Annotated in this window: 15 protein-coding genes and 1 riboswitch; of the genes, 9 read left to right on the top strand and 6 right to left on the bottom strand. The window is 72.4% G+C overall.

Features of this window, described 5'->3' with window-relative positions:
- Window positions 1-90 precede the first annotated feature (90 nt).
- The gene (recQ, locus tag ACFP2V_RS31345; RefSeq protein ID WP_381218656.1) at window positions 91-2220 is read left to right on the top strand and encodes a DNA helicase RecQ; all 2130 of its coding nucleotides are present in this window, start codon (window positions 91-93) and stop codon (window positions 2218-2220) included.
- 131 nt (window positions 2221-2351) lie between these two features.
- On the opposite strand, the gene ACFP2V_RS31340 is transcribed toward recQ, so the two are convergent.
- Window positions 2352-3290 carry a M56 family metallopeptidase gene (locus tag ACFP2V_RS31340; protein ID WP_381218655.1) on the bottom strand — a complete coding sequence of 313 codons (939 nt, stop codon included), beginning with the start codon at window positions 3288-3290 and terminating at the stop codon, window positions 2352-2354.
- A 290-nt stretch (window positions 3291-3580) separates the two neighbouring features.
- Window positions 3581-4807, bottom strand: a complete 1227-nt coding sequence (gene fahA / locus ACFP2V_RS31335) for a fumarylacetoacetase (RefSeq protein ID WP_381218654.1) — start codon at window positions 4805-4807, stop codon at window positions 3581-3583.
- 325 nt (window positions 4808-5132) lie between these two features.
- Here fahA and ACFP2V_RS31330 point away from each other — a divergent pair, with 325 nt between their 5' ends.
- The 5 genes from ACFP2V_RS31330 to ACFP2V_RS31310 all read left to right on the top strand — a co-directional run bounded on the left by ACFP2V_RS31330 (window position 5133) and on the right by ACFP2V_RS31310 (window position 13050).
- A complete protein-coding gene (locus tag ACFP2V_RS31330) occupies window positions 5133-6476 on the top strand; it encodes a DegT/DnrJ/EryC1/StrS family aminotransferase (RefSeq protein WP_381218653.1) in 1344 nt (447 codons plus the stop codon).
- The gene (locus tag ACFP2V_RS31325; protein WP_381218652.1) at window positions 6469-9129 is read left to right on the top strand and encodes a lipopolysaccharide biosynthesis protein; all 2661 of its coding nucleotides are present in this window, start codon (window positions 6469-6471) and stop codon (window positions 9127-9129) included. Before ACFP2V_RS31330 ends, ACFP2V_RS31325 begins: the two co-directional genes overlap by 8 nt.
- Before the next feature lie 212 nt (window positions 9130-9341).
- Entirely contained in the window at window positions 9342-11387 is a 2046-nt protein-coding gene (locus ACFP2V_RS31320; protein ID WP_381218651.1) for a glycosyltransferase, read from the top strand.
- Complete coding sequence (locus ACFP2V_RS31315; protein WP_381218650.1) at window positions 11384-11812, top strand: hypothetical protein; 429 nt, start codon at window positions 11384-11386, stop codon at window positions 11810-11812. The genes ACFP2V_RS31320 and ACFP2V_RS31315 overlap by 4 nt, the downstream gene beginning before the upstream one ends.
- A 197-nt stretch (window positions 11813-12009) precedes the next feature.
- On the top strand, window positions 12010-13050 hold the full coding sequence (locus ACFP2V_RS31310) for a glycosyl hydrolase (RefSeq protein WP_381218649.1): 1041 nt from the start codon (window positions 12010-12012) through the stop codon (window positions 13048-13050).
- Between the two features lie 100 nt (window positions 13051-13150).
- On the opposite strand, the gene ACFP2V_RS31305 is transcribed toward ACFP2V_RS31310, so the two are convergent.
- The 3 genes from ACFP2V_RS31305 to ACFP2V_RS31295 form a co-directional block, all read right to left on the bottom strand.
- Window positions 13151-13906, bottom strand: coding sequence for a polysaccharide deacetylase family protein (locus ACFP2V_RS31305; protein WP_381218697.1), 756 nt, complete (start codon window positions 13904-13906; stop codon window positions 13151-13153).
- 116 nt (window positions 13907-14022) lie between these two features.
- On the bottom strand, window positions 14023-15417 hold the full coding sequence (locus ACFP2V_RS31300; protein WP_381218648.1) for a glycosyltransferase family 2 protein: 1395 nt from the start codon (window positions 15415-15417) through the stop codon (window positions 14023-14025).
- 74 nt (window positions 15418-15491) lie between these two features.
- A complete protein-coding gene (locus ACFP2V_RS31295; RefSeq protein ID WP_381218647.1) occupies window positions 15492-16562 on the bottom strand; it encodes a GNAT family N-acetyltransferase in 1071 nt (356 codons plus the stop codon).
- 235 nt (window positions 16563-16797) lie between these two features.
- Between ACFP2V_RS31295 and ACFP2V_RS31290 the strand changes: the two genes are divergently transcribed.
- Complete coding sequence (locus ACFP2V_RS31290) at window positions 16798-17667, top strand: HAD family hydrolase (protein WP_381218646.1); 870 nt, start codon at window positions 16798-16800, stop codon at window positions 17665-17667.
- A gap of 63 nt (window positions 17668-17730) precedes the next feature.
- Here the strand turns inward: ACFP2V_RS31290 and ACFP2V_RS31285 are convergent, their stop codons facing one another.
- Complete coding sequence (locus ACFP2V_RS31285) at window positions 17731-18222, bottom strand: transglycosylase SLT domain-containing protein (RefSeq protein ID WP_381218645.1); 492 nt, start codon at window positions 18220-18222, stop codon at window positions 17731-17733.
- Between the two features lie 3 nt (window positions 18223-18225).
- A riboswitch (cyclic di-AMP (ydaO/yuaA leader) is annotated at window positions 18226-18395 on the bottom strand.
- Window positions 18396-19091: 696 nt separating this feature from the next.
- On the opposite strand from ACFP2V_RS31285, the gene ACFP2V_RS31280 reads away from it, so the two are divergent.
- Together ACFP2V_RS31280 and ACFP2V_RS31275 are read left to right on the top strand one after the other, a co-directional pair.
- On the top strand, window positions 19092-20102 hold the full coding sequence (locus ACFP2V_RS31280) for a polyprenyl synthetase family protein (protein ID WP_381218644.1): 1011 nt from the start codon (window positions 19092-19094) through the stop codon (window positions 20100-20102).
- Between the two features lie 375 nt (window positions 20103-20477).
- The gene (locus ACFP2V_RS31275; RefSeq protein WP_381218643.1) at window positions 20478-21725 is read left to right on the top strand and encodes a LolA family protein; all 1248 of its coding nucleotides are present in this window, start codon (window positions 20478-20480) and stop codon (window positions 21723-21725) included.
- Window positions 21726-21817: the final 92 nt, after the last annotated feature.

The following is a 21817-nucleotide window of genomic DNA, read 5'->3' as shown; positions in this document are numbered from 1 at the left end:
TGTCGGTGGAGGCGCCTATCGTGGACGCAGTGGTCGAAAGCGGCCGCAGTGGACGCGGCGGCCGCGAGTGGTCGTACGGGGGGCGGGACGATGGGTGCGACGGGCGGTAGTGGTGGGATGGCAGTGAGGGAGAGCGAGGCGCTGGCGGCGCTGCACAGGGTGTTCGGATTCGACGCCTTCCGCGGTGAGCAGCAGGCGGTGATCGACCATGTGATCGCGGGCGGGGACGCCGTGGTGCTCATGCCGACCGGTGGCGGCAAATCGCTGTGCTACCAGATTCCGTCCCTGGTCAGACCGGGTACGGGGGTCGTCGTCTCCCCCCTGATCGCGCTGATGCAGGACCAGGTGGACGCGCTGCGGGCGCTCGGCGTGCGCGCCGGGTTCATGAACTCCACGCAGGACTTCGAGGAGCGGCGCGTCGTGGAGGCCGAGTTCCTCGCCGGCGAGCTGGATCTGCTGTATCTCGCGCCGGAGCGGCTGCGGCTGAACAGCTCGCTGGATCTGCTGTCACGGGGGAAGATCTCCGTCTTCGCGATCGACGAGGCGCACTGCGTGTCCCAGTGGGGGCACGACTTCCGGCCGGACTATCTCTCCCTGTCGCTGCTCGGCGAGCGCTGGCCGGACGTGCCCCGGATCGCGCTCACCGCGACGGCCACGCACGCCACCCACCAGGAGATCACCGAGCGGCTGGCCATGCCGGACGCCCGGCACTTCGTGGCGAGCTTCGACCGGCCCAACATCCAGTACCGGATCGTGCCCAAGGCCGACCCCAAGAAGCAGCTCCTGAGCTTCCTGCGGGAGGAGCACGCGGGCGACGCGGGCATCGTCTACTGCCTCTCCCGCAACTCCGTGGAGAAGACCGCCGAGTTCCTCAGCCGCAACGGCGTCGAGGCGGTGCCGTACCACGCGGGACTGGACGCGGGGACGCGTGCCGCGCACCAGTCCCGCTTCCTGCGGGAGGACGGCCTGGTCGTGGTGGCGACCATCGCTTTCGGCATGGGCATCGACAAGCCGGACGTCCGGTTCGTCGCCCACCTCGACCTGCCCAAGTCCGTCGAGGGCTACTACCAGGAAACGGGCCGTGCGGGTCGCGACGGGCTGCCGTCCACGGCCTGGATGGCGTACGGCCTGAACGACGTCATCCAGCAGCGCAAGCTGATCCAGTCCGGCGAGGGCGACGAGGCCTTCCGACGCCGGGCCGGCCAGCACCTGGACGCGATGCTCGCCCTGTGCGAGACGGTCCGGTGCCGGCGCGGGCAGCTCCTGGCCTACTTCGGCCAGGACAACCCCGACCCGGCGGGCTGCGGCAACTGCGACTCCTGCCTCACCCCGCCGGAGACGTGGGACGGCACCGTCGCGGCCCAGAAGGTGCTGTCGACGGTGGTCCGGCTGCAGCGGGAGCGCGGGCAGAAGTTCGGCGCGGTGCAGATCGTGGACATCCTGCTGGGCAAGCGCACGGCCAAGGTCATCCAGTTCGACCACGACCAGCTCTCCGTGTTCGGGATCGGCGACGATCTGGAAGAGGGCGAATGGCGGGGCGTCGTCCGGCAGTTGCTGGCCCAGGGACTGCTCGCGGTCGAGGGGGACTACGGCACGCTGGTGCTGACCGAGGCCAGCGGGACCGTGCTGCGGCGCGAGCGGGAGGTGCCGCTGCGCAAGGAGCCGAAGAAGTCGGTGACCTCCCGGTCGGGAGCCTCGGGGTCGTCGGGCTCGAGGAAGGGCAAGGCCAAGGCCGCGGCGGCCGAGCTGCCCGAGGAACTCCTGCCGGCCTTCGAGGCACTGCGCGCCTGGCGTGCCGAACAGGCCCGCGAGCAGGGCGTTCCCGCGTACGTCATCTTCCACGACGCCACGCTCCGCGAGATCGCCACGATCTGGCCCGGCTCGGTCGCCGAGCTCGGCGGGATCAGCGGAGTGGGTGAGAAGAAGCTCGCGACGTACGGGGAGGGCGTGCTGGGGGTACTCGGGGCGCTGGGCGGGCCGCAGGGCGGACCAGAGGCAGAGGCAGAGGCAGAGGCAGAGGCAGAGGCAGAGGCAGAGGCAGAGGCAGAGGCAGAGGCACAGGAGGGGGCACAGGCCGGGACGCGGGAATCGGCTCGGGCGGCGGGGGCCGACGCGGCCCGTACCGACGCCGGGCGGGCCGGTCGGGAGCACGAGGGTCCCGTGTCCGACCACGACTGGCCCGAGATGGACGCCGAGCCGGAGCCCGAGGACTGGATGTAGCCGTCGGCCGTTGACCGTTGGCCCCCGGCTGTCGGCTCTCCGGCACCGGGCGGGCCGTGGTCAGTGCCTCGCCCGGCCGGGTGGCCGGGTGGGTGCCTGAGGACGGTGCCGTGCGGGGGTCGCGTACCGGGTCACGGCAGGGCGGTGAGGCCCGGGGCGAAGGTGATCAGGAGGGGGAGGAGAGGGACCAGGGCCGCCGCTGTCGTCGTCAGTGCGCGGTCGCGGCGGCCGAGGCGGGGCGGGGGCTTCAGGAGGCGGTCGACACGCTCGCCGAGCAGGTGGTGGCTGGAGGCGCAGGACAGGACACCCCGGTGCTGGTTGAGCTCGATCAGCGCCAGTGCCGTGGTCATGTGGCCGCAGCGGCGGGAGGCCGTGTCGTCGGCGGCCAGTTCGACCAGGCGGTGGGTCTGGTCGCAGAAGTGGGTGAAGAGCGGGACGCGGGGGAAGCCGGTGGCCAGGGCGGTGGAGAGGTGCAGCAGCCAGTTGTGGTGGGCGCGGGCGTGGCCGCGTTCGTGGGTGAGGACGGCGTCGATCTGGTGATCGGTGAGGCGGCGCAGGGCGCCGGTGGTGACGATCAGCTGGGGCGGGTTGCCCGGCATCCACCAGGCGTCCGGGTACTCGTCCTCGAGTACCAGCAGGGGGCCGCGGGCCGCGGGGAGACCGGCGGGCAGGTCGGGGGCGCGCTCCAGCAGATGTGCTCGGGCCCGGGCCCGGCGCCGGCGGGCGTCGACCAGTTCACGTCCGAGCATGGCCGCGGTCCAGGCCGCACCGCAGGCCAGGAGCACGGTGAGGGCGGCCGCCCAGGGCGGGGCGGCGGACAGGTCGTACGCCGCGGTCACAGCGGGCGGGGCCGGGGCGAAGAGCTGGGAGCGGACCGTGCCGAAGACGGCCGCGGCGGCCAGGGCCAGGGCGGCCACGCAGCACAGCAGGACCGTGGCGACCAGACACTGCCAGACCCACAGGGCGACCACCGGCTCCCGCTCCGGCCACTTCGCCCGGGTCAGCACACGAGGGACGGGCCCGGCGGCCGTCACGGCGACAACGCTCAGCAGGAGCAGGCAGAGGGTCATGCCACGGGCTCCGGATCCTGTCGGAAGAGGGCTGCTTCGGATGGGCGTGCGGGACATACGTGTGGTGCGGGCCTTGCATGACGTGCGGAGGGCATGAGGCGTGTGCCGCGTGCCGCGTACGTGCGGGGTACGTGTGGTGCGGGACGCGGGGAGCCGCACACCGCCCGACGCCACGTAAGTATGACGGCGAAGGGCGGCGCGAGGCAGGGGTCGGCGTAGATCGGACGGCTTCGCCGACATAGCCCGCGGGGCCGTCCCGCGGAGCCGGCCCGTCGGGTCGGCCCCTGGGGTCAGCTCGAGGGGTCGACCCGGGGGGTCACCCGTCCCGTGACCTCGCCGAGGCCGACGCGGACTCCGCCCGGCCCCGGGGCCCAGGCCGACAGGGTCACCACATCGCCGTCCTCCAGGAAGGTCCGCTTGCCGTCGGGGAGTTCGAGGGCGTCGCGACCGTTCCAGGTCAGTTCCAACAGGGACCCGCGCTGCCCCTCGGCGGGCCCGCTCACCGTGCCGGAGCCGTAGAGGTCGCCGGTGCGCAGGGAGGCGCCGTTCACGGTCATGTGGGCGAGCTGCTGGGCGGCCGTCCAGTACATCGTGGAGAAGGGGGGTTCGGAGACGACGTGCCCGTTGACGGCCACGGAGATCCGCAGGTCGTAACCGCCGGGTTCCTCGTCCGTGTCGTCCAGGTACGGCAGCAGCGCGTGGGTGCGCTCCGGCGGCGCCACCCGGGCCTCTTCCAGGGCGTCCAGCGGGGTGATCCAGGCCGACACCGAGGTGGCGAAGGACTTGCCGAGGAACGGGCCGAGGGGGACGTACTCCCAGGCCTGGACGTCGCGTGCGGACCAGTCGTTGAGGAGGCAGAGGCCGAAGACGTGGTCGCGGAAGTCGCCGAGCGGCACCGGCCGGCCCAGCTCGGACGGCGCCCCGACCACGAAGCCGACCTCGGCCTCGATGTCCAGCCGCACCGACGGGCCGAAGACCGGGGCGGGATCGGTGGGCGCCTTGCGCTGCCCCGAGGGGCGTACGACGTCGGTGCCGGAGACCAGCACCGTGCCGGAACGGCCGTGGTAGCCGATCGGCAGGTGCTTCCAGTTCGGGGTGAGGGAGTCGGCGGCGTCCGGGCGGAAGATCCGGCCGACGTTCCGGGCGTGGTTCTCGGAGGCGTAGAAGTCGACGTAGTCCGCGACCTCGAAGGGGAGGTGCAGGGTCACCGACGACAGCGGGTGGAACAGCGGCTCGACGGTCTCCCGGTGCGCCGGCACGGTCACCCAGGCCGTGAGGGCGCGTCGGACGTCCGACCAGGCCGTACGGCCCGCCGCCAGCAACGGGTTGAGGGTCGGGCGGGCGAGCAGGGAGGCGTAGGGGGAGCCCAGGGCGTGTGCGGCCGCGCCGGCGTCGAGGACGTGGTCGCCGAGCCGGACGCCCACCCTCTGCTCCGACGAGCCGGGGGGCGAGAACACGCCGTACGGCAGATTGTGCGGGCCGAAGGGATCGCCCTCGGGGACATCGAAGGGGGGCATCGGGTGCTGCCTCGCTTTCGTGTGCGCAGGTGCTCCACGTGTCCGTGGCGTGCCACACGTTACGGGTGCCGCGGTGGTCTTGGGCAGAGGCGGAGGGCGGGTCCGGGACGCGTGGCGTGCGCGTCCGGGACGGCATGACGCGTGCGCTGCTCCCCCTCGCGTACCGGAAGTTGTCCACAGGGCGGTTACGCAATCTTGACGGAGCGGTGCGAACGGGGCGACTCTGGGCGGGTGCCGGAAGGCCTCGGGGAGGGGGCGTTCCGATGGCACAACAGGGGGACGGATGGCCATTGGGGAGGCCGGCCCGGGATCGGCGCGTTCCGGCATGCAGCCGAAGAGGCTGGAAGATGCCATGCGCGGCCGGCTCGGCCGGGAATGTGTGTATGTGCCGTCGTGCAGGTTCGGGCTGTTCGTGGCGCTGCGCCACTGGTGCCCGCCGGGCGGCAGGGTGCTGATGTCGCCGGTCAACGACGACGTCATCTTCTTCGTGGTGCTCGCGGCGGGCCTGCACCCGGTGCAGGCGCCGCTCAACCCGTTCGACGCGTCCATCGACATCGACGCGGTGCCGGACGAGACATGGGGCTCGCTGTCCGCCGTACTGACCACGAACCTGTACGGCAACCCGGATCCGGCACCCGAACTGCGAGCCCGCTGCGATGCGTTGGGCATCCCGTTGTTCGAGGACGGGGCGCACGCCATCGGCAGCGAGGTCGGCGGCCGGCCGGTCGGGACATGGGGAGACGCCTCCGTTTTCAGCCTTTCCAAGCATGTCGGCGCCCAGACGGGGGGCATCCTCGCGCTGGCCGACCCGGACCGGAGCGCAGCGGTGCGGGAGGCCTGCGCCGAACTGCTCACCCCACGGCGCATGACGTCCGAACTCACCTACGCGGTAAGGCCGTACGCCGAGTCCGCCGTGCGGCGGCTGGGGCTGCGCCGGGCCGCCTGGGCCACGATGGGGCTGCTGGGGCTGACGGAGCGCGAGGGGATCCGGATGCCGCTGCGTCCGGACGCGCTGGCCGGCGCCGTGCGCTCCGCGCCGGACCTGGTCGCGCACGACCCCTGGGTCCGGGTCGACATGCACGAATACCGGCGGAAGCCCGGCCCCGTACGGTTGCGCCGCGTCCACCGCGGTCTCGGGAGGCTGGACGACGTCTTACGGGCCTCACGGGCGGGTACGGAGCTGCTGCTGTCGACGCCGTGGGCCCGGCCGCCGGCGGACGGCGCGGTGCAACCGCTGTTCCGGGTGCCCCTGCTGGTGGCGGACCGGGACGCGGCGATCGCGGCACTGGCCCGGCGCCGCATCGTGGTCGGCTACCTCTACGATCCGCCCCTGGACGACTATGCGGGAGCGGCGTTCACGGACCCGTCGCCCGCCCCCGGGAACGCCCGCTGGTTCGCGCGGCACGCGCTGCCGGTGGACCCGCTGCGGGCGCGTGAGGCGGCGGAGGCGCTGGAGCGGTCCGGGGCACAGCCGGCCGAGCCGCCGGAGCCACGGGAGCCACCGTCGAAGGCGCCGGAGCCGCCGGAGGCCGCACAGGGGCCACAGGGGCTACGGGGGGCACGGGGGCCACAGGAGTCAGGGGCTTGTGAGGCGCCGGACGGACCGACGGGGCAAGGCGCCGGACGGCCGGGGACCGCGGCGAGAGGGCTGGGGCCGCCTCGTGGCTGAGATCCAGGTGCACGAGCCCGCCGCGGTGCGCACAGGCGGCGGCGGACCCGAACCTGCTGACGGCGAACCCGGCTCCCACAGCTCCGACTCGCTGTTCAAGAACGCCTACTTCCTGATGCTCAGCACCGGAGTGTCCGCCGTCCTCGGGCTGGGCTTCTGGCTTGTGGCCGCGCGCTACTACTCCGAGGAAGCGGTCGGCCAGGGCTCCGCGGCCATCGCCGCGATGCGGCTGCTCGCCGGCATCACCGCGACCACGATGATCGGCGCCGTGGTCCGCTTCGTGCCGCGCGCCGGGCGCGAGACCGGGCGCCTTGTGTGGGGCGTGTACGGGGCGAGTTCGCTGGTCGTCGCGCTGGCCGCGGGTGTCTTCCTGCTCACGCTCGACCTGTGGGGCGCGTCGTACGAGCCCCTCGGCACACCGCTGGCGGGCGCGCTGTTCGTCGCGGCGTGCGTGGCGTGGGCACTGCTCACCCTGCAGGACGGGGTACTCACGGGCCTGCGCAGGACCGCATGGGTGCCCGTCGGGAACGCCGTCTTCTCCACCGGGAAGCTGGCCCTGCTGGCCGTCTTCGCGAGCGCGCTGCCCGTGCTGGGCGTCTTCGTGTCCTGGGCCGTGGCGATCGCGTTCTCCACGCTGCCGCTCGGCTGGCTGATCTTCCGCCGGCTCATCCCGCGCCAGGCCGCCGCCGACCGTGACCGGGAACCGCCCAGGATCCGTGACATGGGCCGTTTCCTCGCCGGTGACTCGCTCGGCGCGCTGTTCAGCCTGGCGATGATCAATCTCCTGCCGGTGATGGTCGCGGTCCGCTTCAGCGCCGCCGAGAACGGCTACTTCTACGTGGCGTACACCGTCGGCGGAACCATGGAGTTCATGGCCATCAACATGGCCGCGTCGCTCACCGCCCACGCCTCGCACGACCCGCGCCGGCTCGCGGACGGGGTCCGCGGGGCGCTGCGCCGGATGACGCTGCTTCTGGTGCCGGTCGTGCTGGTGCTGGTGGTGTTCGCGCCGTTGATCCTCACGCCGTTCAGCGCGGACTACGCCGAGCACGGCTCGATGGTGCTGCGGCTGCTCGCGCTCGGGGCGCTGCCCCGGGTGGTCGTGGAGCTGTACATCGGGGTGTTGCGGGTGCAGGGGCGCACCGGTGTGCTCGCCGTGCTCCAAGGGGCGATGTGCGTGCTGGTACTGGGCAGCGCGGCCGCGCTGTTCACCCCGGCGGGCATCGCGGGCGCCGGGTGGGCGGTGCTGATCGGCATGACGGTGGTCGCCGTCGTCTCGGTGTTCGGCCTGCGCTCGGCGCTGCGCGGTACGCGCGACGGGCACGGTGGGCTCGTCGACCGGACGGGCGGGACCGGCGGCAAGGACGGTACGACGAGCGGGACGGGACGGACGGGACGGACGGAGGGCGCCTCCGACGGTCCCGCGTACGGCACGCGCTGGGCGCGGCTGAACGCCACCGCCGGGTACGGCACGGGCTGGGCCCGCCGGGCCGCGTACGAGGACAGGGGCCGGGGACAGGACGACGCGGACACCGTCACGCTGTTCATCGGCCGCCCCGGTTACGAACGGGAGGCCCTCCAGGCGGACACGATGGCGTTCATCGTCCGGCCCCGCTCCACGGAAGCGGCCCCCGGGCCGGACGCGGACCTCGGGCCGCACGGGGGCCCGGACGGGGAATCGGAGCCGGTCACGGATGTGGGTGCCGGTCCGGGCGTCGAGCCCGGGGAACACCCGGGTGCCGAGGCGCACGAGCGCGAGACCGAGGGCGATCAGGCGGCCGGCGATCACGCCGGGCGCACTCCACGGAACGCGCACGCACCGGTTCGGGACGAGACACCGCACGAGCGCGGCGAGCGCGATGAGCAGGACGGACGGGGTGAAGAGGACGAGGGCCGGGACGGCGCGGATGCCGCCGGTCGGCCCGGCCGGTCCGCCGAAGCGTCCGCGAGCACGGCCGGCCGTGGCACCCCGTCGCCGGTCGGCGACGGGTCCGACCGACGGCTGCGGGACATCCTCTGGGGGTTGCTCGGACTCGCCACCGTCGCCTTCTGGGCGTCGACACGCCCGCTGCACCGGCTCGGCGGACCGGAGCCGGAGAAACAGGGCGAACTGACGGGGCGGCAGTTGCTGGAAGGGCTGCCGCTCGTGGCGCTCGCGGCGGGCGGAGTGCTGCTCCTGGTCTTCGTCGCCGCGGTGACGCTGTGCACGGCACCCGACCCCTGGCTCCCCGGCACCGCACTGGGTTCGGCCCTGCTCGCCCTGTATGCCGCACCGGTCGCGCTCGGCTGGGAACCATCGCCGGTGGGCGGGGCGTGGTACGCCCGGACAGCCGAATTCCTCGCGGATGCGGTGGGAACCGACGGGCCGGAGCCGCTGCTGCGCTGGACGCCGTCGGTGTGCCAGGTGCTGTGCCTCGGCGCGCTGTGGCTGCTGCTCGAGCGGGTGGGCGGCGACCGGCTGTCCTGGGCGGGGTGCTGGGGGGCGCTGTATCTCGTCGCCGTGGCCGGCTGGGTGTGGCGGTACGCGCTCGCCCCCGTGTCACCGCCGCTGCTCGCCGCACTGCTTCTGCTGCTGCTCCTTCTGCGACTTCCGCCGCTCCGCCGTGCCGCCCCGGCGTCGTGGCCGCCCGACCACAGACGACCGAACGGCTGAACCAGCGAACGAATCAAGCTTCGGAGCCGAACCGCCAGGGGGGAACCACCGTGCGTACGCCAGCCACTCCACGCGAGAGATCCGCGTCCGAGCCCGCACCGGAGAGCGCATCGGCGCCCGTCACCCCTGCGGACATCCCTGCGGAACCGCCTTCGCGGACCGAGTCGCGGACCCACCCTTCCTCGGAGGCGTCGACCCCGGTCCGTGAACCCGTGACGGATCTTTCCGACCTGCCGCCCCTCTGGTCCGCGCGCCGCGCCCTCGCGCTCTGGCCCGCCCTGCCGCTGCTCGCGGCGCTCGCACTGTGGCTGTACGCGGTACGGCACACCGATGTGTCGCAGCTCGACGACTACGGCCTGGTCACCGCGCTCCACCCGAGCTTCTGGGCCGGTCTCGTCGTCCTCACCACCGGCTTCTGGTTCACGGTCCGAGACCGCCACCGGCCCGGCGGCTGGCCGGCGGCGTACGTGCTCGGCCTGCTGGTGATGGAGCGGGCCACACAGGCCGTGCTCTACCCGACCCCGCTGTACGCCTGGGCGTGGAAGCACGACGGTGTCATCGACCACCTGCTGACCGCCGGCGGGCTCCAGACCGCCGACCGGATCGGTGACATGGCGGTCTACGACCAGTGGCCGGGCTTCTTCGCCGCGCAGGCGGCGCTGGTGCGGCTGCTGGGCGTGGACTCGGCTGCGATGTACATGGCGTGGTGGCCGCTGGCGTCCAGCCTGATGCTGCTGTTCCCGCTGCTGCTGATCTACCGCACCTTCACCGAGGACCGACGGCTGATCTGGACCGCGGTCTGGCTCTTCTTCGTCGCCAACTGGGTGGGCCAGGACTACTTCTCCCCGCAGTCCGTCGCCTTCGCGCTGCACCTCGGAGTGCTGGCCGTGGTACTGCGCCGGTACGGCCGTTTTGGCGCGGGCGCGGGCGCGGGCGCGGGCGCGGGCGCGGGCGCGGGCGCGGGTGCGGGCGCGGGCGCGGACGCGAGCAGCGGGCGGCGGGGGCAGGCGCTCTGGACCGTCGTGCTCACCGTGCTGGTGATGGCGATCGTCATCTCGCACCAGCTCACCCCGGCCATGCTGGTCGTGTCGCTGCTCGCGCTGGTCCTGCTCCGCCGCCACCGGGACTGGGTGCCGGTGGCCACCACGGTCGTCATCTTCCTGGCCTGGTGCGGGACGGCCGCGCTGCCCTTCCTGTCCGCCGCGATGCCGGACATGATCCGCGCCGTGGGCGACGTCGGCGGCAACGTCGAGGCGGGGTACGGCGCCACCCCGACCGGCGCCGGCGCGATCGCGACCTCGTGGGCGGCCAGGCTGCTCTCGGGCTCCGTTCTGCTGCTGGCGGCGGCCGGGGTCTGGCGGCAGCCCGTACTGCGGTACCGCGCGATGCCGCTGCTGGTGATCACGGCGGCACCGCTGCCGATGTTCGTCGCGAGCAGCTACGGCAGCGAGATGATCTTCCGGGTCCTGATGTTCATGCTGCCCGGCGTCGCCTTCTTCGCCGCCACCGCGCTGTCGCCCAAGGCGCGCACCCTCGCCGCCGCGGAGGCGGCGGCGGAGGCCAGGGCCCGCCGGAAGGCCGGAACGCCCGGTGGGGCGCGCGGTGACGAGGCCCGCAGCGACGTCCACGCGCGCGGTGAGACCGAGTCACCCGCGCGCCGCGGCATCGGCGCCCGGTTCCGCACCGGCTTCGGCATCCGGGTCTGGGGCCCGCTGCCCGTGCTGCTCGCCGGGACCCTGGCGTTCGTCCCGAGCTACTCGGGCAAGGACCGGGTCAACTACTTCCCGCCGCAGGAGGTGGCCCTGGTGGGTCAGCTCTTCGACGAGGCGCCCGAGGGCTCACTGGTCGTCGCCGCCAACCGCAACTACCCGCTCGCCTATGCCTCGTACGGAAGCATCGACCACTACTGGTTCCTCGAGGACGACCGGAGCCATGTCGACGGGATCGTGCGGGACCCGGCCGGCACCCTCGCCACCGACATGGCAGGGGTGGATCGCCCGAGCCGGGCCTACTTCCTCTTCACTCAGGGCCAGTTGGCGAACTCCGAAATGAACGGGCAGCTCACCGGTGCCCAGTTGAACAGCGTCCGGGAGTCCGTCGCCGCGTCGCCGCGGTTCCGGCTGGTGGCGGAGAACAGCGCGGGGGCGGTCTACGAACTGAGGCAGCCGGAGGAAGCAGAGGGGCCAGAAGGGACAAAGGGGATAGAGGGTGCAGAGGAAATAGAGGGGACAGCGGGAGAAGGGGGAGGGGAGCGATGACACCGCAGGATCTGGTGATCCGGATGCTCCCGCCGTTCGCCGGCTGGCTGGCGCTCGCCGCGCTCGCCCTGCCCGACGGTTCGCCGCTGCGCGGGGCGGCCGTCGTCGTCTTCCTGGCGGCGGGGCCGGGCACGGCCCTGGTCGGCCTCTGCGGTCCCGCACTGCGCGTACGGTCCGCACGGGGTCCCGTCGAGCGGCGCGACCCCGTTTTCGTCCGCCGCTCCGACCTGCTGGAACGGACGATGCTGGCCGTCTTCGTCAGTATCGCCGCGGTGATGATCGTCGCGACGGTACTGATCGCCACGCACACCTTCAGCGCCCGGCGGGTGTTGCTGGCCCTGACCCTGCTGACCACGCTCGCCGCGTTCTGCCCGCGGCTGCGTGCCTCCCCGCCGTCGAGGACACGGAAGGGTTCCGTCCTGTGAGGCTCGCTCGCCCTCTTCGCCGTATCACCGCCGCCCTACACGGTGTTCGACCGGGAGCCGGCCCGGCCACCGGCCCTCCTGCGGGCCGCCCGACCAGCGACCCGGCCACCGGCCCCCCTGCCGGCCCCGGATCCCGCGCAGGCACCGGCGGCACAGGAACCGGTCAGCGCCGCAAGCCGAGGGCGGGGCGTCCGGCCGTGAGCCGCCGTCGGGCGCTGATCACCTCGGCCGCGGTCGTCTGCGCGGTGCTGGTCGCCGTACTCGCGCTGCGGAACGCCTCGGAGCCCTCCGGGGCGGACGAGGGGTGCCGGCCCACGGAACTGCTCGAACCACCGTGCGGCGCCTGGTTCGGAGCCTTCGTGCCGCACGAACGGGCCGACCTGGAGGAGAAGGTGAAGGCCTACGAGGAGAAGGTGGGCCGCAAGCTCGACATCATCTATGCGTACCACGACATGTCCCTGCCCAAAGGAAACCGCAGGGAAGGGCAGTTGCTGAGCCCGGAGGAGCAACGGGTCGGTGAGGAACGCATGTTGCTGCTGTCCTGGGAGAGCAAGTGGTGGGGCGGCACGAAGGCGCAGCAGCCGAGGTGGGCGGAGATAGCCGCCGGTGACCTGGACACGACCGTGATCGACGTCCAGGCGCAGCGCATCAAGGACTACGGGCAGCGCACGGGGAAGAAGGTCTTCCTCTCCTTCGACCTCGAAATGGACACGCGCACCCCGGCCAACGGCACCCCGGCCCAGTACGTGCAGGCGTACCGGCACATCCACGACCGGTTCCGGGAACTCGGCGTGGACAACGTGGTGTGGACCTGGATCATCACCGGCTACCTGAACCACGGAGACCTGTTCAAGGGCATGTACCCGGGGGACGAGTACGTCGACTGGATCGGCTACAACCAGTACAACTACTACCGTTGCCACAAGACGGGGTGGCTGACCTTCGAACAGACCCAGACGGCCACGCACGAGTGGATACGCGAGAACATCTCCGCCGACAAGCCGCTGATGCTCTCCGAGTTCGGCAGCGCGGACGACTCCACCCGGCCGGAACGGCAGGCCGAGTGGTACGCACGGGTGCCGCCCGTGCTGAAAGGGCTGGAGGGCGTCAAGGCCGCGCTCCAGTGGAACTACCGCGACCCCGGGCCGCACTGCGACCTGGCCGTGGCCAACGAGGCGGCGTGGGAGAGCCTGCGCGAGGTGGCGGCCGACCCGTATCTGAACCAGCCGACGAAGTGACCGGGCGGGCGACCGCGACCGCCCGCCCACTCGATCCGTTCCACCTGCGGATCAACCTGCCGAATCAGCCCGCGAATCAGCCCACGAGCCGGCCCGCGAGTCAGCCCGCGAACTCCGGTCCACGAACCGCCGCCCGGGTGTGCCGGTACCAGCGCCAGGCGATCGTCTTCGGGCCGTCGCGGTAGGGGGCGACGCGGGCGCCGTCGCCCGCCAGCCAGGCCCTGACGTCGGCGACGGTGTGGCTGCGGCGGACGATGAGCCGGGCGATGCGGTAGCGCTCGTCCCGGTCCGAGCTCAGCGCGTGCCGCACCGCGGTCGCCGTCTCGTACCCGGCGCGGGACGCCATGGCCCTCACCCGGGGGCTGTTGTAGCCGTGCGGGTAGGCGAGATGGGGGACCGGATGGCCGAGGGTGTCCTCCAGCACGGCTTTGGAATCGAATAGTTCGGCGCGCAGGTGCTTCCCGGTCAGTGTGTCCAGCTGGGCGTGGCTGACCGTATGGCTGCCGATCTCCATGCCGGAACGCTCCAGCTCCGTCACCCGGTCCAGGGTCATCATCGGTGCCGGCGGAAGCAGGCTGCGGCCGCCCGGGGTGATGGCGCCGGTGGTGAGGTACGCGGTGGCCGGCAGGGAGCGTCGGGCCAGGAGGTCGGCGGTGGGGCCGGGCAGGTCCGCGAAGCCGTCGTCGAAGGTGAGGAGCACCGGCCGGGGCGGAAGGGACGCCCGCCCGGTGAGATGGCCGGCGAGGGTGCTGATGGTGACGGGGGTGCGGCCGCTGTCCTCGAGGGCGTCGAGATGCGCCGCGAACTCCTTCGGCGTGACGGTGAACTCGGCGATCCAGTCGGGCGGGTCGTCCATCACGGCGTGGTAGAGGAGCACCGGGATGGCCGGACGCTTCGCGTCCTCCCCGCCGCCCTGGTCACCTGAGCGGTTCCGGGCTCTTCGCACCGCCGGGTCCGGCGAGGACGACGCCGTCATCGCGCACCCCGAGCCGTCCGGCCGCCGGGGGACGCCTTCCCCGTCGTACCGCCCGCCGCCCGCCGGGCCCGCAGATAGCCGACGGGGCCGTACAGCATCCCCTTGCGCTGCAGCCGTGAGAGGCGGCGCGGCCAGGGATGGGTGGTGCGGGTGTCGTGGTTGCCCGGAGCGGCCGAGCCGTCCCCGGTGTCCCCGGTGTCCCGGACGGCGGTGAGGCCGCGGGCGTGGGACAGGCCGCGGGGCAGTCGGGAGAGGAACGCGGGCAGCAGCGCGGGCCGGTTGACCAGGATCGCCGTGAGGTAGGCGGTGAGGCCGGCGCCGTAGCCGAACGCCTGGGTCTCCAGATCGGCCCAGGTCTCCCGGTGGTGGTGCCACACCAGCGCCCGGGGGGTGTAGCGGAGCCTGTGTCCCTGGGCGAGGACCCGGACGAACCCGTACAGGTCGTCGCCGCCCCGGGCGGGCGTCCCGGCGCCGGTGGCCGGGTCGAAACCGCCGACCGCGCGCAGTACCTCCGTGCGGAACGCCATGTTCGCCCCGGAGCCGAACCGGCCCGCGGTGAAGGGGAACAGCGGTTCGTCGCGGGGCGGGTTCCGCGGGTCGTACGTCGTCGGCGTGAACCCCTTCGCGAAGCCGCCGTGGCTCTCCAGCAGGACCTGGGCCGGGGTGCGCAGCCGGGCGGGCAGGATCAGGCCGGTGGCACAGCCGAGTTCCGGGTCGGCGACGAAGGGCGCGGTCAGCTCGGTGAGCCAGCGGGCGTCGGCGACGACGTCGTCGTCGGTGAACGCGATCACCTCGCCCAGGGCATGGGCGAGCCCGGTGTTGTGCGCGGTCGCGAGTCCGGGGACCGGCTCGCGCACGTACCGCACGCGCTCCCCGTACTTCCGCTGCACCAGGTCGCGTGTCCCGTCCGTCACGGGCGCGTTGTCGATGACGACGATCTCGAAGTGCGGATGGTCCTGCGCGAGGAGCGAGTCGAGGGCGCGGGCGAGTTGTCCGGCCCGCTCCCGGGTGGCCACGACGACCGAGGTGAAGGGCGGCGGCGGCCCGGCGGTCTCCACGGCCGCCTCCGCCGCGTCGTGCCCTTGCCCTTGCCCTTGCCCTTGCGCCTGCGCCTGCGCCTGTGCCTGCGTCTGCCGTGCGAGCGCCTGCCGTGCGAGCGCCGCCAGGACCGTCGTCGGATCGGCCCCCTCCAGGACCCTTCCCAGCAGGGTGCCCACCGGCAGGCCGTCTCTCCTGACCAGCAGGAACACCTCGCCGTGTGTCACCGGCGGGCTGCCCGGACCGGGTCTCAGGGCGGTTTCCTCACCGCTCAGGTCCAGTTCGGCGACCTGAACCGCGCCGATGTCCAGGAACCGCCGTATCTCCTCCTGCGTACGTGCTGTGCGGGACATGAGTCCTCCCCCTCACGAACGGTCGTCACCAGCGGCCGTTGTCGTCCCGAGCGGTTCTCGCGAGCGGGAACCGCTCACGGCCGGCGCAGCCGCGCCGCCCCCTTCAACGTCCGCGACGCCAGCGAGGCGAGACGCGGCCGGGCGACGACGAAGCCGTGCGCGCGGCGCGCGGGCTCGCGGCGCAGCAGCTGAAGCGCGGCGCCCAGGCCCGGACGCGTCGCCTCCCCTTCGTAGACGGCGCGTTCGCCCGTCTTCAGCGCATCCTTGTACTCGGCCGGGCCGCGTCCCATGTCGAGCAGGCCGATGCCCTCGCCGGCCGCCGCCTCGGCCATCCGCAGATGCAGCACGAGCCCCGGCGAGAACTTCGCGAACTCCGGGTCGTACGCCGGGAACCAGCAGGCCAGCACCGAGGTCGAACGCAGGCCGAAGTGGGCGGCGACGGGACGGTCCCCGGCGTACAGGACGGACAGCGTGCCCGTGCACTCCGGAGCCCGGGCCCCGGCCAGGCGGCCCACGAGCAGGGTGATCCACTCCTGTGCGAACCGGTCGCGGCGCCCGGTCCTGCGGTACTGCGCCGACTTCCACCCGATGAGCGCGCGGAGCGCGGCCGGGTCGCGTTCGTCGAACACGAACCGCACAGGTCCGGCCTGGCGGCCGAGCCGGCGCTCCTTGGCCAGGGTGGTCTTCAAAAACTTCGGCGACTGGGCGCGCAGTACGGACTCGTAGGTCTCGTAGCCCTTCTCCACGTCGATGACGAAGGTGGCGTGTTCCTCGGCCGCGTGCGGGACGAACAGGGCCTGGTCCGCCTCCAGGTTGTCGAAGGCGAAGCTCGACACCGAGCAGGCGCGCAGTAGTTCACCGGTCTTCAGCGCGAAACCCGGACTCAGGACGGCGCCCTGGCAGTCCGAGACGCCGAGCCCGATCGCCCGGCCCTGTCCCAACGCGCCCCGCTCGTACGGCAGGAAGCCGGCCGGCTCGGCGGACGCCCCCTCGTACAGCACCGCGACCCGGGCCCGCGGCCGTACCCTGGACACGGCGGTGGCGAACTCCGGTTCCATGAAAGGGCTGCGCGGTGCCTCCGTCGCGGCGCGCAGCTCACGCCACCGTTCCCGCTCCCTCTCGCCGAGTTCCTCGAGCCTCAGCACACGCGTGCGTCCACTGCTCACCTGACCCCCCGATCAAGTCCCCCCTGGACACTTGTGAAGGTACCGCCCAAGAGCACGAGGGCGGTAGGGAACGGAGCAGGTTGTTGCCAAGTGGTGCAGAGGCCGCGGACGGCATCCCGGGCGGGGTGCCCCGGGCGGGGTGAGGTGAGCGGGGCGGGCGGGGTGGGTTCGGGCGAGGTGAGTCGGGCGGGCGCGGTGTCCGTATTCTCTGATCATGGCCGCACCCACCGATTGCTCGCTCATCGCCACCGACCTGGACGGGACGCTGCTGCGCGGCGACGACACCCTCTCCGACCGCTCCCTCGCCGCACTGGCGCTGGCGACGCGGGCCGGCGCCCGGCACCTCGTGGTGACGGGGCGCCCGGCGCCCGGAGTGCGGCCGATCCTGGACGACCTGGGGGCCACCGGGCTCGCGGTGTGCGGACAGGGCGCGCAGGTGTACGACGCCGGCGCGGACCGGCTGCTGTGGTCGGTCACCCTGGACCGGGAACTGGCGGAGACCGCGCTCGGCAAGATCGAGGCCGAGGTCGGGGAGCTGTACGCCGCGGTCGACCAGGACGGGGTGGACGGACTCACCCTGATCGAGCCGGGCTATCTGATGCCGCACCCGACGCTGCCCGCGGTGCGGGTCGAACGGCGGGACGATCTGTGGGTCCGGCCGATCAGCAAGGTGCTGCTGCGCCATCCCCACCTGACCGACGACGAATTGGCGGCGACGGCCCGTTCGGCGGTCGGTTCGCTGGCCACGGTCACCATGTCGGGTCCGGGCACCGTGGAACTCCAGCCGTGCGGTGTCACCAAGGCGACCGGTCTCGCGCTGGCCGCCGAGCACCTGGGGCTGGAACCCGAGCGGACCATCGCCTTCGGCGACATGCCCAACGACATCCCGATGTTCGACTGGGCAGCCCACGGGGTCGCCATGGCCAACGCGCACCCCGAGCTCAAGGCGGTGGCCGACGAGGTCACCACGTCGAACGAGGACGACGGCGTGGCCGTCGTCCTCGAGCGGTTGTTCGGCGGAGCGGAGCCGTATGCGCCCCCACACATGCTGCCCCGCCCCAGGTCCGGGAGGATGTCCCGGTAGGCCTCGGTGCCGTCGGTGCCGTCGGTGTCCCGGTGTCCCGGCGTCCCGATGGGCCGGGGTGTCTCAGTAGGCGCCGAAGACCTTGTCGATGGAGCCGTAGCGGTCCGCCGCGTAGTTGCAGGCCGCCGTGATGTTCGCGACCGGGTCGAACGGGTCGAAGGCCGTGCCGGGCACGTGGTACGCCCGGAAGGTCGGGTCGATGACCTGGAGCAGGCCCTTCGACGGGGTGCCGAGCCTGGCGTTGGAGTCCCACAGGTTGATGGCCTGAGGGTTGCCGGACGACTCGCGCAGGATGTTGCGGTGGATGGAGTCGTAGCTGCCGGGGATGCCGTGCTGCGCCATGACGGACAGCGACTCGCGGATCCAGCCGTCGAGGTTGTCCGGGTACGCGGTCACGGTGCCGGAGGCGGGGGCGGACGTCGCGGCAGCGGCGGGCGCGGCGGAGGCGGCGGTGGCGCCGAACAGCGGGAGGGCGACCGCCGCGACGCCGGCGACGGCGAAGGAGCGGACGAGGCGGGAGCGGCCGAAGCGGTGGGGCAGACCCGATGCGGGCATGTCTGTGTTCCTCTCCTACGCCTGCGAGGTGAGCTGTCGGGTTCGGGCGGGAGAGTGCCCGGCCGTGCCCCTGCGGGCATGGCTTCACCCCGAGCCGTTCCGGGTGCGAACCGGTCCGGCGGCTTACCTGGGTCCCCCGCTCCTGCCGTGCGTGAGTTCATCGATGGGTGGCGCGGGCGGTGGCAGGATTCGGCGTCCGCCCGACTGGCCGGGAACGTATGCGAGTGCACTTGTCGAGAACAAGTGCGACCGTCATGGATCATGCCGATTGATCTTGTGTTGGGGCGTTTTGGGCACTTGACCCTTTGCGCATGCCAAGGGTCAACTCGCTCTCGGGGCAAGGGGGATCGCCGGTGGGCGCGAGGGATGGGCGTGCCGGGGTGCGCGTGACCTACTTCACTGGCCGCACCGCGTGGGCGCATTTGCCACCAGTGGGGATTTATTTGGTAATTGCGGCAAATCGGGCGCCTGGGCGGGCAGGATGGCCTGCGTGCCGGATCGCGTGCCGGATCATGGTTCGGATCGTGGTTCGGGATGCGGTCCGGGGCGCGGTCCGGGCGGCGGTCCGGATGGCGGTCCGGGCCGGGAGTGGATCGTGGTTCGGGTGCATCCCGAGTGCGGGTCGTCGCGCCTGAAAGGCGAGGAATATTCTTTATTACCAACTGATCAGAAACGATCTGATTGTGATCCGATATCGGAGGGTGCCGTGAGACGCCGTGCACGCGTGCGCAGGTGAGTCTGGGGAATGTGGGTGCTGGCGGTGATCGAAACATGACCGGATACGCTGACTCGAGTGATGTCAGCGACCTATCGACAAACTGTGCAAGACGTCTGAGCGCCAGTGGACACCAGCAGACAGGAGACCCCTCGTGACCGTCGTCGGGCCGTTCGGGCTGAGCGTGCGGGACCAGGCTCTGGAGGCCGACGTCCAGGCCGGAATGACGGCTGTCGAAGAAGGGCTGCTCGAGGCCACGAAGAGTGAGGTCCCCTTCATCACCGAGGCCGCCCAGCACCTGGTGCGGGCCGGTGGCAAGCGGTTCCGGCCCCTGCTCGTGATGCTCGCCGCCCAGTTCGGCGACCCCTACGCTCCCGGTGTCGTGCCGTCCGCCGTGGTCGTGGAGCTGACCCACCTGGCCACGCTGTACCACGACGACGTGATGGACGACGCCGCCGTACGGCGCGGGGTGTCCAGCGCCAACACCCGCTGGGGCAACTCCGTCGCGGTCCTCACCGGCGACTTCCTGTTCGCGCGCGCGTCGCACATCCTGGCCGACCTCGGACCGGAGGCCGTACGGGTGCAGGCCGAGGCGTTCGAGCGGCTGGTCACCGGTCAGATCCTGGAGACCGCGGGGCCGCAGGACGGCCGGGACCCGGTCGACCACTACCTGGACGTCCTCGGCGGCAAGACCGGCTCGCTGGTCGCCGTCTCCTGCCGGTTCGGCGCCATGATGTCCGGTGCGGACGACACGGTCGTGGACGTGCTGACCCAGTACGGCGAGCGGCTCGGGGTGGCCTTCCAGCTCGCCGACGACGTCCTGGACATCGCCTCCGACTCCCATGAGTCCGGCAAGACCCCGGGCACCGACCTGCGTGAGGGCATCCCGACGCTGCCCGTGCTGCGGCTGCGCGAGCGTGCGGCCCGGCTGGGGCTGGCCGAGGACATCGCCCTGTGCGAGTTGCTCGACTCCGACCTCAGCGACAACGCCCGGCACGCCGAGGCGCTGCGGCTGCTGCGCGCCCACCCCGCGCTGGAGCAGGCCCGCCGGGACACCGTGCGCTATGCGCAAGAGGCGCGCTCGGCGCTGGCTCCGTTGCCGGAGTGCGAGTCGAAGACGGCCTTGGTCGAGCTGTGCGACGCGGTGGTGCACCGGGCCGGCTGACCCGCCTGCCGTCCCTCCGCCCCCGCCCGCAGTCCGCCGCTGCCCCAGCCCTCCGCCCCTGCCCGCCGCTTCGGCGTTCGGCCGGGCCCGCACCGGCTCACCGGCCCTCACGGGCCCTCACCTGTCGTCACCAGCCCTCACGGCAGCGCCCCCGACCCCTACTGGTCGGGGGGTAAAACATCGCCCCGTGTCATACCGCAGCAGTACACGGAGTTGCGTCCGGGGTCTGACGCGTCTGCCCGCCGGATTTGGTCAGATGGAACACGACGGACAACATCGCTCCTCACCGATTCGGGTGAGAATGGCGGCTCGGGGTGTGACTGGTGCGAGCGACACGAGACGCAGGCCGCCGCCGACCACGGAGGTAGGGCACACATGGCACCGTACGAATCCGACGACACGACGACCGCCCGTGAGACCGGCGAGCCGGACGCGGGCCGGAGAAGGGCCGCGCGGTACATCGTCCCGGTCACGGTGATGGGAGTGGCGGCCGCGACCATCGGGCTCGTCCCCGCGATCGCCGACTCCGGCGACCCGGACCTGCCGAAGATCACCGCCGCGCAGCTGATCGAGAAGATCGCCCAGTCGGACGTCGAGCAGCTGTCCGGCACCGTGAAGATCACCACTGACCTCGGGCTGCCGGACCTCGGCGGCCTGGAGAGCAGCCTGGCCTCCGGCGCCATGGGCCAGGGCGAGGGCGGCGGCTCCTCCGCCGACCCGACGGCCAAGCTCACCGAGCTGGCCTCCGGCACGCACACCCTGCGCATCGCGGCCGACGGCCCCGACCGGCAGAAGGTGTCGCTGCTCGGGAACGCCTCCGAGTACAGCCTGATCCACAACGGCAAGGACGTCTGGGGCTACGACAGCGAGTCCAACGAGGTCTTCCACAGCACCACCGAGCAGTCCGCCGGGGACAAGGACCGGGCGCACCAGCCCCCGGCCACGCCGAAGGACTTCGCCGAGGAGGCGCTGAAGTCGGTCGACGACACCACGTCCGTCACCGTCGACGGCACCGCGCAGGTGGCCGGCCGGGACGCGTACAAGCTGGTCGTCAAGCCCAGGCAGTCCGGCTCCACGGTCGGCGCCATCAGCATCGCGGTGGACCACAAGACCGGTACGCCGCTGAAGTTCACGCTGACCCCGGCGAGCGGCGGTGCCGCCGTCGTGGACGTCGGTTTCACCAAGGTCGGCTTCGACCGGCCGGCCGCGTCGACCTTCGACTTCACCCCGCCCAAGGGCGCCAAGGTGACCGAGGAGGGCGAACTGGACAGCGGTGAGAAGGACAGCGGTGGGAAGGGCGGGGAGCACGGGAGGCCGGAGGGCGCCCCGAAGTCCGAGGAGGACCTGGCCAAGGACCTCGACGGGCTGAAGGTGCTCGGTGAGGGCTGGAACTCCGTCGCCATCTTCGACACCGGCGGCGAGGGCGGTCTGCCGACCGGTTCCGGAGGCGGTGACCTCGACGGCTTCCTCGGCTCGCTCGGCGACCAGGTGAAGGGCGAGTTCGGCACGGGCACCGTGTTCAGTACCCGCCTGGTCAACGCTCTGTTCACCGAGGACGGCAAGGTCTACGTGGGCGCCGTCACCAAGGACGCGCTGGTGAAGGCGGCCGACCAGGGGAAGTAATCCGAGGAAGCGACGAGGCGGAGCATCGGGGGAGCAGGGGAAGCGACGGGCGCCACGGGAAACGGCGCCACGAGGAACAGCACGACAGGGAA

This window comes from Streptomyces incanus (genome assembly GCF_042656345.1).
GTDB lineage: Bacteria > Actinomycetota > Actinomycetes > Streptomycetales > Streptomycetaceae > Streptomyces > Streptomyces incanus.
This window is presented reverse-complemented; position numbering and strand designations above follow the sequence as displayed.

Coding starts and splice junctions, on each gene's coding strand:
- ACFP2V_RS31290 (WP_381218646.1), top strand. CDS start 16,798: ATGGCCGCACCCACCGATTGCTCGCTCATCGCCACCGACCTGGACGGG.
- ACFP2V_RS31275 (WP_381218643.1), top strand. CDS start 20,478: ATGGCACCGTACGAATCCGACGACACGACGACCGCCCGTGAGACCGGC.
- ACFP2V_RS31300 (WP_381218648.1), bottom strand. CDS start 15,417: ATGTCCCGCACAGCACGTACGCAGGAGGAGATACGGCGGTTCCTGGAC.
- ACFP2V_RS31315 (WP_381218650.1), top strand. CDS start 11,384: ATGACACCGCAGGATCTGGTGATCCGGATGCTCCCGCCGTTCGCCGGC.
- ACFP2V_RS31285 (WP_381218645.1), bottom strand. CDS start 18,222: ATGCCCGCATCGGGTCTGCCCCACCGCTTCGGCCGCTCCCGCCTCGTC.
- fahA (WP_381218654.1), bottom strand. CDS start 4,807: ATGCCCCCCTTCGATGTCCCCGAGGGCGATCCCTTCGGCCCGCACAAT.
- ACFP2V_RS31340 (WP_381218655.1), bottom strand. CDS start 3,290: ATGACCCTCTGCCTGCTCCTGCTGAGCGTTGTCGCCGTGACGGCCGCC.
- ACFP2V_RS31330 (WP_381218653.1), top strand. CDS start 5,133: ATGCAGCCGAAGAGGCTGGAAGATGCCATGCGCGGCCGGCTCGGCCGG.
- recQ (WP_381218656.1), top strand. CDS start 91: ATGGGTGCGACGGGCGGTAGTGGTGGGATGGCAGTGAGGGAGAGCGAG.
- ACFP2V_RS31305 (WP_381218697.1), bottom strand. CDS start 13,906: ATGGACGACCCGCCCGACTGGATCGCCGAGTTCACCGTCACGCCGAAG.